Origin of the sequence: Alcanivorax sp. 1008 (assembly GCF_020667895.1) — a bacterium.
GTDB lineage: Bacteria > Pseudomonadota > Gammaproteobacteria > Pseudomonadales > Alcanivoracaceae > PGZG01.
The window spans coordinates 1-14,992 of sequence record NZ_JAFMPS010000011.1 but is presented as its reverse complement, the minus strand read 5'-3'; the positions used below and the strand labels follow the sequence as shown (position 1 = coordinate 14,992).

Genomic DNA, 14,992 nt, shown 5'->3' with positions numbered 1-14,992 from the left:
CAGTCGGTGCCGTGCTTGACAGCCCCCTGATCACTGCTACAATGCGCGCCTCACACGGGGCGCCAGCCCGGTGCCAGCATATGGGGCCATAGCTCAGCTGGGAGAGCGCTACAATGGCATTGTAGAGGTCGGCGGTTCGATCCCGCCTGGCTCCACCAAATAGATCTACCGAATATCCTGGGCAACACGCACACGCTTCAAGAAGGTTTAAGTCCCCTTCGTCTAGAGGCCCAGGACACCGCCCTTTCACGGCGGTAACAGGGGTTCGAATCCCCTAGGGGACGCCAACCAAAAAGCCCGGCTCATAAGAGCCGGGCTTTTTTTTGACCGACTTTCAGAGGTTTGAAGCGAGCCTTCATGGGGTGGGGAGAATTTCTTCTGGGCGCAATCCGGATTTCCTTCTATGCTTGGCGGCACGCGGGGCGGTCCCGCGCTGGAGTCCAAGGGAGAGCGCTATGGGAATGGTCAAGGAGTTCAAGGAATTTGCCGTTAAGGGCAATGTGGTGGATATGGCGGTTGGTATTATTATCGGCGGTGCTTTCGGGACCATTGTGAAAAGTCTGGTTTCCGATGTCATTATGCCGCCGATTGGCTTGATGCTTGGTGGGGTAGATTTTACTGACCTGTTTGTGGTGCTGAAGGGTGAGGGTGACCTCGTGACTCTGGCAGACGCAGCAGCAGCGGGCGCGGTGACCATCAACTACGGTCTGTTCATCAACAATGTAATCAGTTTTGTGATTGTTGCGTTTGCCGTTTTCTTGCTAGTCAAAAGCATTAACAGGCTAAAGCGTCAGGAAGAGGCAGCACCACCGCCGGCACCGGCTGCTCCCCCGGAGGACATTGTTCTGTTGCGGGAAATTCGCGATAGTCTGAAGAAGTAGTTGCCCTGTTAAAACAAAAAAGCCGCCTTAGTCAGGCGGCTTTTTTGTTTTAACAGGTTATCCTGGAGTGCGAGTTTCCAGGTGTTCCAGCACATTGGCCAGACGATCCATCAGTACCTTGTTGATGGCCTTGTCCAGAATGCGGGCCAGCTCGCCGCTTACTACCATATCGGCAATGGGTCTTACCCGAGTAATGAACTCGGCCAGGTTGGCCACATCCTCACCTTCTGGCAGTCCCTTGTCACCATACTTGGCATCAATCAGGTGGGTGACCACAAGCCGAACGAAACCGTCGGCAATCATGTCCACCTGACCGCGCACGGAATTGACCTCGTCGAGTAGCGCTTCCAGAGGAATGCCGGCATCAACCAGTTCAATGCCGGCATTAAGAATCCGTGGGCTGGGTACCCGCAAACGATCGCCTTCTGGTCGGACGTAGTCCAGTGCAATGATTTTCTGCAACACATCCGGGGTGATCTGCTCGCCGAACCATCTGAGCAGATCCTCATAGTCCACATAGGAAGCGGCCTCTTCTGCCCATGGGCTGGTGACCGCCACTTCCAGGCCCAGAATGTCGTTCAGGTCGCGTCCCTGTTCCCAGGCAGCGAGCAGGTCCTTGATATTGGCTATGGTGTAACCACGCTCCAGCAACTTGCTGATGATCCGCAGCCTGGCCATGTGCACGTCGGAATAGATACCGGTGCGGCCACGCTTTTCCGGCGGCGGCAGCAGGCCCCGATCCTGATAGGCGCGGACATTGCGCACCGTGGTATCGGCCAGACGGGCCAGCTCGTCAATGGTGTACTCGTGGGCGCCCGGCGCTTTCCTGTCTGAAGGCAGGACGCGCTTGCCGAGTTGCCGGAGCATGGTCAGGGGATGATTCTTCTTGGTCGCAGTCATGGGGCGAATCTTAGCAGGTTGGTACGGATGCGCCAGTTTCTGTTTACTCCCTGATATCCTCTATGCAGCTCGCCCCGGGGCCGTAGCAACGTTCAGTTGCGAAAATTGCTCAGCCCGTAATCGCCGAATGGCTCGTCGCGCTCCCTTACCGCCTGCTTGAAGCCAACCTCGGCAGAGCGTTGCTGAAAGGCATAGCCTTCCTTCGTGTGACGGGTGATGCCGTCAAACACGGTGCCGAGTATCTGGGTGGTGTGCAGCCCCTGCTGCATGACTGACTGGTTTAGTAGCAGTTTCATCATCATTAGCTGATTGATCGGCATCAGGGCGATACGATTGAGCAAAGCTTCAAAACGTTCATCAAGCTGATCCGCCGGCGCGCACTCGGTGGCCATGCCCCATTCCAGTGCCTGTTTTCCTGTCAGGCAGTCACCGGTAAAAAGCAGCCGCTTGGCTTTTTCCAGTCCGATGCGATGAAACCAGATTGAGGTGGTGGGCGAGCCCCAGACCCGAGCCGGTGGATAACCGATCTTGGCGTCCTCGGCGATCACCAGCAAGTCCGAGCACAGTGCCATATCCGTGCCGCCGGCAACACAAAAGCCATGCACCTTGCACACTACTGGTTTGTCAGAATGGAACAGGCTCATAAAGCCCTTCACGTTCCGGCTCATCATGGCGTAGTCGATCATCGGGTCCCAGGCAGTGTTCGGCATGTGGTTCTGCATCTGCACCATGGGATCAAGCGGCGAGCCCTTCGATCGCGACGGATCGGCCTCCCCCTTGAGCATGCCCTCTGCGCTTTCTACCAGATCGTAGCCACCGCAGAAGCCGCTGCCGTTGCCGCTGAGGGCAATCACATGCACCTGCGGATCGAGATTGGCTTTTTCGACACAGGCAGCCAGTTCCTGCGGCATCTGCATGGTGATGCCGTTACCACGGCTGGGACGATTCAGGGTTATGCGGGCGATCTTGCCGGTAACCTCATAGGTCATGCTGGTCAGGGTTTGCATAAAGTTTCCTTGTGCTGGCAGTGAAGTGTCAGTGATCAGAGAAGTCGCCATGGCGGCCGCTACCATCGCGGAAGCGTGCGGCGCCGGACAGCGTTTCGCCAGATTGCAGGGTGGTGAGGCCATGACGAAATTCGTTGGCGATGGCGTCAACTTCATCCATGCCCCATTGCTGGTATGCGCTTTGCCGATCACCGCGCAGGCACTGTTGTGGAAAGCCGGCCAGTTGCAGCGCTAAATGCTCGGCGGCTTCGATAGCTTTGCCGGCCGCAACCACCCGATTGGCTAACCCCATTTGCAGCGCTTCATCAGCACTCACGGGGCGGCCAGTGAGGATCAGATCCATGGCCCGACTCATGCCAATCAGCCGTGGCAGGCGTACTGTCCCGCCATCGATAAGTGGTACACCAAAGCGACGGCAGAACACTCCAAACACGGCGGTGTGATCGGCCACCCGCAGATCACACCAGGCAGCCAGTTCAATGCCCCCGGCGACGCAGTAACCGGATACCGCAGCGATGACCGGCTTGGACAGTTGCATGCGGGTCGGCCCCATGGGGCCGTCACCCTCTGCGGCAATGCGGTTGCCGCCCGTGCCGCTGGCTACGGCCTTCAAGTCCGCTCCGGCGCAGAAGTGCTCACCATTGCCGCTGAGGATGGCAACGCTTAATGCTTCATCCTGTTGAAACTGGCGAAATGCATCCACCAGCGCCGCAGCGGTGGCGCCGTCTACCGCGTTGCGTGCTTCAGGCCGGTTAATGCGGATGTGGACCAGTGGCGGACGGCGCTCGATCAGCACAACGGGCGGGGTCATGGCGGTCTCCGGTGGAATGATTACTAAATAGTGTTGACATTGACATTATTAGTAATGTTTCATTGAGTCAACATTATCTGCAGGAATACGTAATGAGTCGTGAAGGGGCGCCGAATGCCCGGCAGATTGTCATGGGCCTGTTGCAGGCAGAGGAGGAGGGCGAGGCCCTTTCCAGCCGGCAGATTGTTGCCGCCTGCCGGCTGTTCGGAATTACCGAAAACAATGCCCGGGTAGCGCTGGCGCGCTTGTCTGCCGCCGGACTGATCGCTTCCGGGGAGCGAGGCAGCTACCAGTTGGGCGAAGCCGCCACGGTGCTGGCCGGCGACGTCGCGACCTGGCGCGATGCCGAAGCGCGGCTGGCGCAGTGGACCGGCCGCTATGTGATGGTTCACTGCGGGCCGCTTGGTCGTACTGACCGCACTGCGCTGCGCCGTCGCCAGCGGGCGCTGGAAATGCTTGGTCTGCGCGAGTTGGAGCGGGATTTGTTTGTCCGTCCGGACAATCTTATCGGCGGCGCCGATGCGATTCGTCGCCGTCTCTATGCGCTGGGTCTGGAATCTGAAGCGGCGGTGTTCATTGCCAGCGATTTTGACGCGGAAAGGGAAGGGCGGTTGCGTACCCTGTGGGATAGCGAAGCACTGAATCAGCGATATCTGCGGCAGCGCGAGCAACTTGAGCGCTGGCTGGAAAAAGCGGATCAGCTGGAACTGGAAGATGCCGCACGGGAATCCTTTCTTCTGGGAGGTCGGGCGATCCGGCAGATCGTATTTGATCCGTTGCTGCCAGCGCCATTGGTGGATGCGCAGGCACGCCATGCGTTCGTCAATACCGTAAAAAAATTCGACCGCGCCGGCTACGCCCTGTGGCAGCGTCTTTATCAGCAATACGCTCTGGCGCCGGAAGACCGCCGGCCCGGGCAAGCCCTGCAGTGAGTGACGTGATGAATATGCAAGCCAACCCCGCCGAAATCAGTAACGAGGATGTTTTTAGTCACAGCGCGGTGACTCGTCGCCGGGTCACCGATATTTTCAGTCGCGATGAGATCCGGGTGCTGACCGCGCGCTCCGATCTGATGGGTGCCTGGGCGATTATCTCTACCTGGGGAATTATCGCGTTGTCGTTTGTGTTGATGGTCTGGGCCAGTACCCGGACGTGGTGGATTGCGTTGCCAGTCTTCTTGCTGGCCATGGCGGTGATCGCCGGTCGTCAGTTATGTCTGGCAATTCTGATGCACGATGCTTCGCACGGGACTCTGTTCAAAACCCGGTGGCTGAACGATGTCCTGAGTGACTGGCTTTGCGCCCGACCGATCTGGAATGACCTGCACAAGTATCGGGTCCATCATCTGGTGCATCACACCCGTACCGGCAGCGATGAGGACACCGATATTTCCCTGATCGCCCCGTTTCCGACCAGCCGTGGTTCACTGTTGCGCAAGTTTGCCCGCGACCTGTCCGGGCTGACCGGGCTGAAGTTCCTGTTTGGCCGGCTGTTGCAGGATGCCGGCTTGCTGAAGTGGACCGTGGCCAATGACGTGGTCTGGCTGCCGCGTGACGGTAAACACTGGTACCAGCACCTCGCTTTGTTGCTGCGCAATATGCTGCCGATGCTGATCACTAATGCAGTGATTTTCTCGCTGCTGGCATTGACTGGCCATGCCTGGTTATACCTGTTCTGGGTGCTGTCCTATGTCACCCCGTTTCCGTTTTTTCTGCGTATCCGTTCGCTCGCCGAGCATGCCTGCACCGAACGTAGCGCCGACATGTTCCGTAATACCCGTACCACCCGCGCCGGCTGGCTGGCGCGGGCCTTTGTCGCGCCATTACGAGTCCACTATCACATCGAGCACCATGTGATGGCATCGGTGCCGTGGTTTCGCTTGCGGCACATGCATAAGTTGCTGCGCGAGCGTCAGGAAGTGCCACCGCCGCCCGGCTATTTAGATGTGCTACGCATTGTTTCATCCGCTGCACACTGATATCAGCGGCATGAGAGGAGGGACTGAGCATGAATGCACCGAAAAATGATCGTCACAGCAGCCTGTTTATGGCGGACACGCATCAGGTCGAGAATGTCTCGCGCGAACTGACGAACTATAACCTTTACGCTCAGGACCGCGCCCTGCAGGAAGCAGTGCAGCGCGAAGGCGCCGGCTGGGCCGAATCTTCCCTGCAATCCTTTGGTGCACTGACCGGCAGTGCCGACTATCTGGAGCTGGGTTTTCAGGCCAATAAATACCTGCCGGAATACGATACCCATGATCGTTTCGGTAATCGGGTCGATCTGGTCAAGTATCACGGCAGCTATCACACCCTGATGCAGACGGCGATCGAGAACGGTCTGCACTCATCGCCGTGGACCGACCCGAAAGCCGGCGCCCATGTCGCCCGCGCGGCGCATACCTACATGCAGTCGCAGGTCGAGGCCGGCCACGGTTGTCCGATCACCATGACCTTTGCGGCGATTCCGTCGATCCGCACCACGCCAAAGCTTGCCGAGTACTGGGAGCCGAAGATCACTTCGCGCCTGTATGACCCGCGCAATGTGCCGGACAGCCAGAAGCAGGGTGTCACCATTGGTATGGGCATGACCGAGAAGCAGGGCGGCTCCGATGTCCGTGCCAATACCACCCGTGCTTATCCGGTGGCTGCCCGTGGTGCCGGTGAAGTGTATGAGCTGGTGGGCCACAAGTTTTTCCTGTCCGCGCCGATGTGTGATGCTTTTCTGGTACTGGCGCAAACCGAGGCCGGACTGGGTTGCTTTCTGGTGCCGCGCTGGCGTCCGGATGGCAGCAAGAATCCACTTCAGGTACTGCGGCTGAAGAAAAAATTGAGTAATGCTTCCAATGCCTCCAGCGAAGTCGAATTCCGTGGCGCCATGGGCTGGCTGGTCGGCGAGGAAGGACGCGGCGTGCGCACCATTATCGAAATGGTCAGCCTGACCCGGTTCGATTGTATGATCGGCTCCGCCGCCACCATGCGCATGGCGGCGTCCCAGGCATTGCATCACACCTCCATTCGCCATGCCTTTGGCAATGTCCTGAATCAGCAACCGCTGATGCAGAACGTGCTCGCAGATATGGCCATCGAAAGTGAAGCGGCACTGGTCACCGGCATGCGCATGGCGCGGTCACTGGACAGCCTTGATGACGAGCATGAATCCCTGTTGATGCGCCTTGGTGTTGCGGTCGGCAAGTACTGGATCTGCAAGCGCACGCCGAACTTTACCTATGAAGCCATGGAGTGCATCGGTGGCAGTGGCGTGATGGAAGACAGCATGATGCCGCGGCTGTATCGGGAAGCACCGGTCAATGCGATCTGGGAAGGCAGTGGCAATGTCCAGTGTCTCGATGTGTTACGTGCCATGCAGAAAACACCTGCTGTCGTTGATGCCTTTTTTGCCGAGCTAGCCAGGGCCAGGGGCGGTAATAGTCATCTTGATAAGCATGTCAATGCGCTGAAAAGCGAGTTCGCGGATTTGTCGGATCTGGAATACCGTGCCCGTGATGTGGTTGACCGAATGGCCTTGGCCCTGCAGGGCGCATTGCTGGTGCAGAATTCTCCCCAGAGCATCGCTGATGGCTTCTGTGTTTCGCGTTTGGCTGGTGCCGGGCATCACAACTACGGCGCCTTGCCCCGAGGCGTTGACTGTGCGGTGATTATTGAGCGGGCAACTCCAAGGGCCTGAGCGCTGACAAAGATCCCTGACGCCGCTTTATGCGGCGTTGGTTTTGTGTTCGAGAATCAGGAATTTCTCCAGATGCAACGCCACCACCGGGTACAGTTCCGGTGTCAGTTGCTCGCCAAAGCGGGCCAGCATGCGATGGATTAAGGTGCGCACCAGACTGATGGCGCCATCCAGTGGCTTGCTGACCAGAAAATTGAAATCCAGCAGGTTCTTCGGTTCGATGGCGAGCGGAATCATCAGCTCGTCGACGATTGTGCTCAGTAACCGAACTCCCTCCTGCAGGTCTTTGGCGCTGCCATCACGCAAGGTTGCGAGTACCGTATCCGCTCGGGTCGCCAGCGGTACGGATACTGGCAGCACGGCATGGGAGCGGTCACCGCTGCCCAGATCAATCTGGTGAACCAGTCCATTAAAGTGATGGATAACCGGGGGTAGTCGGTGGCTGGCAATCAGTCCGCCGGCCCAGCCGACGTAATGGCGTGCCTTGTCCTTGACGTCATTGGCGACCCGGCGGGCTTGTCCAAGCTGCGACGAGTCATGGCTGCGGCCAATTTCATCCAGCAACCCGATCAGGGTGTGATCCACCACATCGCAGTAGGCATCCACCAGCAGATCAATGCCCAGCTTCTTGTCGCGATCAGTGATCTTGCCACTGGTGCGATGAACCAATGAGGCAAGCTCACCGGGGATATGTTCCTGCAGTGGTGTGGCGATAAACGGACCCTGAACTGGCATACTCTTCTCCTAAAAAAAGAGGTTCAACAGAGTGCTGTTGAACCCGCGTGTGCGACGCGCAATCTGGTCGCGCTCTATTCGAGCGATGTTGTCAGTGGATCAGCGATTGCAGGTTGCTGACCTGATCTCGCAGGGTGCCGTTCTCACCAAACAGTTTTTCGCGCCACTGCGCCTCCAGTGCCTTGGTGTCCTTCTTGTTAGGGTGGTAATCCTTGCGCGCAAACTGTCTCATCTTCGGCAGGATGCGGCTGATCAAACCGCGCCGGCCGCCAAGAATCAGACTCAGCCCCTTGCGCAGGTCCCGGCGATCGAACAGTTTGCCTTCCTTTGCCAGCAGGTAGCCCCAGCTGCTGAAGATCGCCGGCAGCATGACCATGGTGACCAGCGGGAAAGCAAGCACGCGTTCGGCACGGCTATTGCCGATGGTCTCGTAAACGTCGTAAGCCACCGATTTGTGCTCAAGCTCTTCGAGGGCATGCCACAGCCACAGCTGCAGCATTTCGCCATGGGCACTTTCCTGAAAGCGCTTGTCCGTCAGCAGCTGTTCGCCAACCAGAGCAGTGAAGTGCTCCATAAAGGTGGTACAGGCGAGCTGCTGGCTCGGCGAAAACTGCTCCAGCACTTTCAACGCCACCTTGACGGCGGCTTCCGGTACTTTGGTATTGATGCCCCGTTCCATCAGTAGCTCATTCAGGCGCTCGTGCTCGCGGCCATGAATGGCTTCCTGTCCCATAAAGCCGGCCACTTCCGCTTTCAGAACCGGATCAGTAATGTTCTTGCGGAAGTGACGCACCGATTCCATGAAGAAGCGCTCGCCCGGAGGAAAGAACGCCGACAGCACGGCGATAAAGGTAGTGGCAGTGGCGTTGTCGGCGAGGAAATAGCGCGGCGCCTCGGGGATCCTGAAATCCAGATGACGTGGCGGGATGCCGACGCTGGCACCGGCAAGACGGCGGACATTGCTAGCGGGAGCAGAGACAGCGTTCATACAACCTCCTGCGAATCAAATCGACATTCACTGATGTTACTTGTGCCATCTACGACAAGAAGGTTATCTTCAGCCATAAATCGGTCATTGGAGGCCAGCATGACAGTAGCCATTGCCGCCCCGGAGGGCGTGCTGCTCGCGCATTACGGTGATCTGCTCTGTGGCCTGCTGGGTGAAAAAGGGGTTGCTGAAGATATCGTGCTGGCCGGCACCGGGCTGACCCGCGCGCAATTACAGGAACCGGGCCGGCGCATGTCATTGGCGGCCACTCTGCAGTTGCTACGTAATGTCAGGGCGATTGATCCGTCGCCGGATCTCGGCGTTCGGCTCGGCGCGCCGCTCAACATCGGTAGCCACGGCTTTCTTGGCTATGCTTTCCAGTCCAGCCGCAATCTCGGCGAGGCCTTCGATCTGGCGGTAAGATTCCTGCGCACCCGAACCAGTTTGTTCGATATTCGCATCGAGCGTGATGGCAAGCGCGCTGCACTGGTGTTGGAAGAGCGCTACGACCTTGGCGACCTGACCCAGATAGTGGCGGATGCGGTGATCACATCGATTCTCGCCATTGGCCAGCAGATGTTTGGCGTCATGTTGGCGCACCGAGTTACCCTCTGCCTGCCCTATGCCGAGCAGCAACACCATCAGGGCTGGCGCAAGAAAACCGGGCTGAATCTTCAATTTGGCCGCGCCTGGATGCAGCTGCAGTTCCCGGCGGCATTGCTGGATATGAGCATTAGCACAGCAGACCCTACGCTTGCCGCATTAGCGGCGGCCCGTTGTGAAGAGGAGTTACGCCAGGCTGGTGAAAGTAACGATATCGTTAGCCGGGTACGGGATATTGCCCGGCGCCACCTGACGGATGAAAACTCCCTCGAGAAGGTTGCAGGCGAATTACACCTGACCACGAGAACCCTGCGGCGCAGGCTGCAGCAGGCCGGCACCAGTTATCAGAGTCTGATCGAGCAAATGCGTAGGCGGCTGGCTGTGCATTACCTGTTGCATAGTCAGCGCTCGGTGGACGACATCGCCGCTGTGCTGGGTTATAGCGACCCGTCAAATTTTGCCCGTGCGTTCCGCCGATGGACTGGCGAGTCGCCAAGAGAATACCGTCAGCAACACCGTAAGTCGTGAAGATCAAGAAGGTGGGTGAGTGCGGCGGCGATAGCAAAAAGCAAAACCCGCTCAGTTCGATGTGCTATCTCCGGTTACGTTTTGTGCCAACTCTAGCGGCGCTTATCCCAGATCATTTCCTTCGTTACTAAACAGCCGGCCGCGGTGATAACCCTCCCTGACACTACCGATCCATAGCTATCGGAGCATGCAGCAATAGACAAATACCCTGCATGTCTGGACATATTGCGCCCCGACACTTCCGGGCGGTGTGAACTGTGACACAATTGCCAAAATGTCCCTTCCTTGAGTTCACACACAATGTCTCGCTACATTCGACCAATAATCAGGCAAGGCTATCCGAACGTTTTTCGGGTCGCCTTGATCAACTTACTAATGGTGCTGTGTTCGTCGAAGGCATTTGCTGCATTCGCGGATGATTTCGTGACCACGTGGGAAACCACCTTGGCCAGCGAAAGCATCACCATTCCCATGCAGTACTCCCTTGCTGATTTTGACGTTGATTGGGGCGATGGATCAGCCATTGAATCAGTCAGTGCTGGTGTCGCGCCTTCACACACCTATGCCAACCCGGGTGTTTATTCCGTGCGCATTATGCCCACGACCTCCGCCACACTCAGAATCTATTTTAATAATGGCGGGGACAAGCTGAAGATCCGCTCTGTTGATCAGTGGGGAACGTCAGATTGGTCAAGTTTTCACCACGCATTTTATGGTTGTAGCAATATGAGCATGAATGCAATAGACGTCCCAGGCCTTGCCGCAGTTACGTCTCTGCGGGCTGCGTTTAGAGACGTGCACGGTGATTTTAATGTCAGCATCGCCCTATGGGATGTGTCACAGGTAGCGAACATGTCTCAAATGTTCTACGGTGCTGAGAATTTTAACGCAGATTTGAATGCTTGGGATGTATCCCACGTGGCTACCATGAATTCGATGTTCCATACAGCAAAGAACTTCAACGGTGACGTCAGTGCCTGGGATGTCTCGAATGTGACGAACATGGCTGAGATGTTTAAATCTGCCAGCAGCTTTAACGGCGATCTGAGTGGCTGGGATGTGTCGAAAGTGACTACCATGCGCGTGATGTTCGGTGGGGCAACCAGCTTTAACAGTGATCTGAGTGGCTGGGACATTTCCCGGGTTACGACTACTGCCTATATGTTTAACCTTGCGTCAAGCTTTAACAGTGATCTCAGCAGCTGGGACGTTTCTCAGGTTACGGAAATGACTGGAATGTTCGCCAATGCACCCAGCTTTAACAGTGATCTGAGTGGCTGGGACATGTCTCAGGTAAACAATACAGCCTATATGCTCTACGGTTTGCCAAGCTTTAACAGTGACCTGAGCGGCTGGGATGTGTCCCAGGTAACAGATACCAGCAATATGTTCGGAGGTGCGTCAAGCTTTACCAGTGACTTGAGCGGCTGGGATGTTTCTCAGGTCACGAACATGAATGGGATGTTCCGGGATGCCACGAGCTTCAACGGTGATGTGAGCGCCTGGGACACATCCCAGGTTGCGAATACGGCCTATATGTTTAACGGTGCGTCAAGCTTCAACAGTGATGTCAGCAGCTGGGACATGTCCCAAGTGACGGACATGACTGAAATGTTCAGTGGCGCTGCCAGCTTCAACAGTGACCTGAGCGGCTGGGATGTTTCTCAGGTCACAAACATGAATGGGATGTTCCAGGGTGCCACGAGCTTCAACGGTGATGTGAGCACCTGGCACACGTCCCAGGTTACGAATACGGCCTATATGTTCAACGGTGCGTCAAGCTTTAACGGTGATGTGAGCGCTTGGGATATGTCCCAGGTTACGGACATGACTGCAATGTTTAGCGGCGCTGCCAGCTTTAACAGTGACCTGAGTGGCTGGGATGTGTCCCAAGTGACGAACATGAATGCGATGTTCCAGGGTGCCACAAGCTTCAACAGTGATGTGAGCGCTTGGGATATGTCCCAGGTTACCGACATGACTGAAATATTCAGCGGAGCTGCCAGCTTTAACAGTGACCTGAGTGGCTGGAATGTCTCGCAAGTGACAACCATGAATCAGATGTTCAGGGATGCTGCCAGCTTCAACGGTGACGTGAGCGGCTGGAATGTGTCACAGGTCACCGATATGAACGCCATGTTCAGGGGAGCGGAAAGCTTTAACGGTGATGTGAGTGGCTGGAATGTGTCAGAGGTCACCGATATGAACGCCATGTTCAGGGGGGCCGAAAGCTTTAACGGTGATGTAAGTCGCTGGAACGTTTCTAATGTGCAAGATCTTTCGAGTGCGTTTTCCGGGGCGAGCAGCTTTGCTGGCGATCTCAGCAGCTGGAACGTCTCAGGTGCGATGACTATGTATGACATGCTTTCCAATAGCGCAATCAGCGATGAAAGCTTCGAGAACATGCTCACTGCCTGGGCAGCCCTGGATCTGGTGCCGGGCGCAAGGCTGGGCGCATCAGGTCTGAGCTACTGCGATGCGGAAGGCGCCCTGAGTGTATTGAGCGAAACCTATGGCTGGATGATTGAGGGCGCGGTGCGTGACTGTAGTGATGAACTGTTGGCCGGCATCAGTGCGGCGGCTGGAAGCAATGACGCGAGTGACATCACCATCGATGTTCTGAATGGCATCGTGGGTCTTGAGCGTGTTGATGCAAGGCAGCTGGCCTACTATCAGCAGGCCATCGCAGCCTCTGGCGGCTCGCTTGATAGCCTGGAAGAGCTTCAGGCGCTTATCGATGGTGTAAACAAGCAGAGTAAAGACATCGTTGTGTCTGAAACGGGTGTTGGTTCGTTCGGTCTGGTCTGGCTGTCGGTGATCTCAGCCTTGATTGCATGCCGTAAATCAGGCGTGCGAACGCTGCGTCCGGTAGTGCTTGTCATGCTGGGTGCCGCTTCTTCCAGCCAGGCTTTTGCCAATAACTCGTATGTTGGCGGCGGCGTGGATATAAGCGCTCTGGAACCCAATGCCGAGCAAACATTGTATAAACTCACTACCTCAGCTCGAAGCAGTTAGTCAGCAGCATGAGCGCGGTGGGCCACTGCGGCGACAACGCAGCCTGTGAGGAGTTCTTCCGGGTGCTCAAACTTGACCGTGTGGGCCATCGCCGGTACCGCACCCGTGACAAGGCCAGGGTGGACTTGTTCGATTACATCGAACGGTTCCTTAGTCCCAGGATGCGCCGAAGAGGTGCTGCGCAGGGTCAGAAGTTTTCAGCTCTTTTGTAACCGTCCGTGGAAACGGGGTAGAACCCGTGGCCGCGGCGGCCGAACCAGACCAGGGGAACGCTGTGCTATTTCTTTCTCGCTATTGGATGATTGGTTTGTTTACGCTCCTTAACGCCTGCGGCGGTGGCAGTGGCAGTGGCAGTGGCAATGATGAAGGCTTGGTTTCTGGCGGGAATCCAGGCGGTGGCACCGAAACGCCCGCCAACATGGCCCCCGAAGTCACATTCACCATGCCGTTGTCAGGCGCACGCCTGAATGCTGGGGACGATATCCATGTCGTCACTGGAGCGGTCGACAAGGATGGCTCCATCGCCAGCGTCATCCTGTATGTTGATGGCACTGTCCTACGCGAGCTCACAGGGCCCCCTTTTGAATGGGGTGCACCCGGCGGCAGTCACGATGCGCTCCTGAGAAACGTTGCCGAGGGCAATTATGAATTGGTCGCCGTGGCGCAGGATAATCAGGGCGCTGAAAGCCGCGCCGTGCTTTCGCTAAGCGTCGCGCCCCCGCCGCCGCCCGTCATCAAAACCTGCGATGAAAACCCATCTCTGGATCGAAGCTGCACTGACGGCAGCGTTGGCACTGAAGCGGATGACCAGCGGGCGCTGCCTTTGGCGCCTGCAATCAAACGGGACATTCACCTCGTGGAAGTAGGCGACGGTGCCCGCACCGATCCGGACAGCAATACCCGCGACGAGGGCTATTTCACTCGCCCCCATATTCCACCCTATCGGACCACGGCCGACGGCCGGATTGCGATGCAGACGCGAACCCGCACCAAAGACCCGACAGCAGAAGTGTTCCGGTTTTTCCTGTTTGAGCCAAAGCGAATCAACACTTCTTTCCTTTCCTCGCCGCCCGGCAGCGCCACCAACGGCGCCGGCATGGACATCGTAGCCAATCGAGACAGTTACGCCCTGCCCAGGCATCGGTTCGTAGCGTCAGAAGCCGCAGGCGAGTCAGAGTCTTTGCACTCGGCTATCTGCAATGATCCGGGCAAGCCCATGACGACCTGCGGACAAGGTGGCAAGAACGACTGCCATCACTTCTCGGTCATTACCCCTTTCTACAACGCCGAGGATGCTCAGCTTGAAATCTGGGGCACCGACGTGACGGTCGAAGTAAGCAATCCCAAGACAGTTGATGCAGCCATTGCTGATATACGCACGGGCGAACCGAAAAGAGGCGCCGTCTGGCCTGGCATTAAGGTGTTACTTGAGACGATGATCAGCGGTGACGGCCATTTCATGGTCGGCCGGGTATCGGGTGCAGAACTTTCATATCGAGCCGAGGATGGCCGGCTGATTGAGGGTAAATATGACAGTGTCTACAGCGCCTATGATCCCTCGTCGCCACCTTGCGATCCCGCCGCATTCGACGCTGTCTATCCGATATCTCATATACCTTACGACCCGCTTATCAGGAATCACTGGGGTGTCGCCCGCTATCCATGGACATACCCGGACGGCACTCTGATACCGGACGGTGCTAACTTGTCCGCAACCTACCCGTGGTTGACAAGCGATGGCGCTAATATCTTCTTTGGCACAAGCGACGGCCAGGCGCCACTGCACGGGCAGGGGAAGTATGAGGTCCGGTGCCTGGACGGCATCACTTGCGACCTT

The 14,992-nt window shown here is 57.1% G+C and carries 12 protein-coding genes, 2 tRNA genes and 1 pseudogene; 10 read left to right on the top strand and 5 right to left on the bottom strand.

Annotated elements, in window-relative coordinates; all coding sequences use genetic code 11:
- Window positions 1–82: 82 nt before the first annotated feature.
- The 3 genes from J1C54_RS12185 to mscL all read left to right on the top strand — a co-directional run bounded on the left by J1C54_RS12185 (window position 83) and on the right by mscL (window position 881).
- Window positions 83–158, top strand: a tRNA-Ala gene (locus J1C54_RS12185).
- 53 nt (window positions 159–211) lie between these two features.
- Window positions 212–287: transfer RNA gene (locus tag J1C54_RS12180), tRNA-Glu, on the top strand.
- Between the two features lie 168 nt (window positions 288–455).
- Window positions 456–881 (top strand): large conductance mechanosensitive channel protein MscL, encoded by a 426-nt coding sequence (gene mscL / locus J1C54_RS12175; protein ID WP_229148215.1) that lies wholly within the window; start codon window positions 456–458, stop codon window positions 879–881.
- 57 nt (window positions 882–938) lie between these two features.
- On the opposite strand, the gene J1C54_RS12170 is transcribed toward mscL, so the two are convergent.
- From J1C54_RS12170 to J1C54_RS12160, 3 genes are all read right to left on the bottom strand, one after another.
- Window positions 939–1,781, bottom strand: a complete 843-nt coding sequence (locus J1C54_RS12170; protein WP_229148212.1) for a MerR family transcriptional regulator — start codon at window positions 1,779–1,781, stop codon at window positions 939–941.
- A gap of 92 nt (window positions 1,782–1,873) precedes the next feature.
- A complete protein-coding gene (locus J1C54_RS12165; RefSeq protein WP_229148209.1) occupies window positions 1,874–2,788 on the bottom strand; it encodes a crotonase/enoyl-CoA hydratase family protein in 915 nt (304 codons plus the stop codon).
- Window positions 2,789–2,816: 28 nt separating this feature from the next.
- Window positions 2,817–3,599, bottom strand: a complete 783-nt coding sequence (locus J1C54_RS12160; RefSeq protein ID WP_229148207.1) for a crotonase/enoyl-CoA hydratase family protein — start codon at window positions 3,597–3,599, stop codon at window positions 2,817–2,819.
- Window positions 3,600–3,691: 92 nt separating this feature from the next.
- Here J1C54_RS12160 and J1C54_RS12155 point away from each other — a divergent pair, with 92 nt between their 5' ends.
- From J1C54_RS12155 to J1C54_RS12145, 3 genes are read left to right on the top strand one after another with little or no spacing between them, the layout of a single operon-like run.
- Window positions 3,692–4,531, top strand: a complete 840-nt coding sequence (locus J1C54_RS12155; protein WP_229148203.1) for a PaaX family transcriptional regulator C-terminal domain-containing protein — start codon at window positions 3,692–3,694, stop codon at window positions 4,529–4,531.
- A gap of 8 nt (window positions 4,532–4,539) precedes the next feature.
- A complete protein-coding gene (locus J1C54_RS12150; RefSeq protein ID WP_229148201.1) occupies window positions 4,540–5,577 on the top strand; it encodes a fatty acid desaturase family protein in 1,038 nt (345 codons plus the stop codon).
- Between the two features lie 29 nt (window positions 5,578–5,606).
- Window positions 5,607–7,286 carry an isovaleryl-CoA dehydrogenase gene (locus J1C54_RS12145; RefSeq protein WP_229148198.1) on the top strand — a complete coding sequence of 560 codons (1,680 nt, stop codon included), beginning with the start codon at window positions 5,607–5,609 and terminating at the stop codon, window positions 7,284–7,286.
- Between the two features lie 27 nt (window positions 7,287–7,313).
- Here the strand turns inward: J1C54_RS12145 and J1C54_RS12140 are convergent, their stop codons facing one another.
- Together J1C54_RS12140 and J1C54_RS12135 are read right to left on the bottom strand one after the other, a co-directional pair.
- Window positions 7,314–8,021: a hypothetical protein gene (locus J1C54_RS12140; RefSeq protein ID WP_229148196.1), complete on the bottom strand. Its 708-nt coding sequence runs from the start codon at window positions 8,019–8,021 to the stop codon at window positions 7,314–7,316.
- A gap of 91 nt (window positions 8,022–8,112) precedes the next feature.
- Entirely contained in the window at window positions 8,113–9,009 is an 897-nt protein-coding gene (locus J1C54_RS12135) for a metal-dependent hydrolase (RefSeq protein WP_229148194.1), read from the bottom strand.
- Window positions 9,010–9,108: 99 nt separating this feature from the next.
- On the opposite strand from J1C54_RS12135, the gene J1C54_RS12130 reads away from it, so the two are divergent.
- The 4 genes and pseudogenes from J1C54_RS12130 to J1C54_RS12115 form a co-directional block, all read left to right on the top strand.
- Window positions 9,109–10,140 (top strand): AraC family transcriptional regulator, encoded by a 1,032-nt coding sequence (locus tag J1C54_RS12130; protein WP_229148193.1) that lies wholly within the window; start codon window positions 9,109–9,111, stop codon window positions 10,138–10,140.
- A gap of 300 nt (window positions 10,141–10,440) precedes the next feature.
- Window positions 10,441–13,155, top strand: a complete 2,715-nt coding sequence (locus J1C54_RS12125) for a BspA family leucine-rich repeat surface protein (RefSeq protein WP_370635654.1) — start codon at window positions 10,441–10,443, stop codon at window positions 13,153–13,155.
- Window positions 13,134–13,367 (top strand): annotated as a pseudogene (locus J1C54_RS12120) (IS3 family transposase); the annotation flags it as partial. The gene J1C54_RS12125 and the pseudogene J1C54_RS12120, both read left to right, overlap by 22 nt.
- A 62-nt stretch (window positions 13,368–13,429) precedes the next feature.
- Window positions 13,430–14,992: Ig-like domain-containing protein (locus J1C54_RS12115; RefSeq protein ID WP_229148192.1), on the top strand; the 1,563-nt coding region annotated here is incomplete at its 3' end.

Excerpts from the sequence above, each read along its gene's own strand:
- J1C54_RS12130 (WP_229148193.1), top strand. The coding sequence starts at position 9,109 with ATGACAGTAGCCATTGCCGCCCCGGAGGGCGTGCTGCTCGCGCATTAC.
- J1C54_RS12165 (WP_229148209.1), bottom strand. The coding sequence starts at position 2,788 with ATGCAAACCCTGACCAGCATGACCTATGAGGTTACCGGCAAGATCGCC.
- J1C54_RS12155 (WP_229148203.1), top strand. The coding sequence starts at position 3,692 with ATGAGTCGTGAAGGGGCGCCGAATGCCCGGCAGATTGTCATGGGCCTG.
- mscL (WP_229148215.1), top strand. The coding sequence starts at position 456 with ATGGGAATGGTCAAGGAGTTCAAGGAATTTGCCGTTAAGGGCAATGTG.
- J1C54_RS12150 (WP_229148201.1), top strand. The coding sequence starts at position 4,540 with ATGAATATGCAAGCCAACCCCGCCGAAATCAGTAACGAGGATGTTTTT.
- J1C54_RS12140 (WP_229148196.1), bottom strand. The coding sequence starts at position 8,021 with ATGCCAGTTCAGGGTCCGTTTATCGCCACACCACTGCAGGAACATATC.
- J1C54_RS12170 (WP_229148212.1), bottom strand. The coding sequence starts at position 1,781 with ATGACTGCGACCAAGAAGAATCATCCCCTGACCATGCTCCGGCAACTC.
- J1C54_RS12145 (WP_229148198.1), top strand. The coding sequence starts at position 5,607 with ATGAATGCACCGAAAAATGATCGTCACAGCAGCCTGTTTATGGCGGAC.
- J1C54_RS12125 (WP_370635654.1), top strand. The coding sequence starts at position 10,441 with ATGTCTCGCTACATTCGACCAATAATCAGGCAAGGCTATCCGAACGTT.
- J1C54_RS12160 (WP_229148207.1), bottom strand. The coding sequence starts at position 3,599 with ATGACCCCGCCCGTTGTGCTGATCGAGCGCCGTCCGCCACTGGTCCAC.
- J1C54_RS12135 (WP_229148194.1), bottom strand. The coding sequence starts at position 9,009 with ATGAACGCTGTCTCTGCTCCCGCTAGCAATGTCCGCCGTCTTGCCGGT.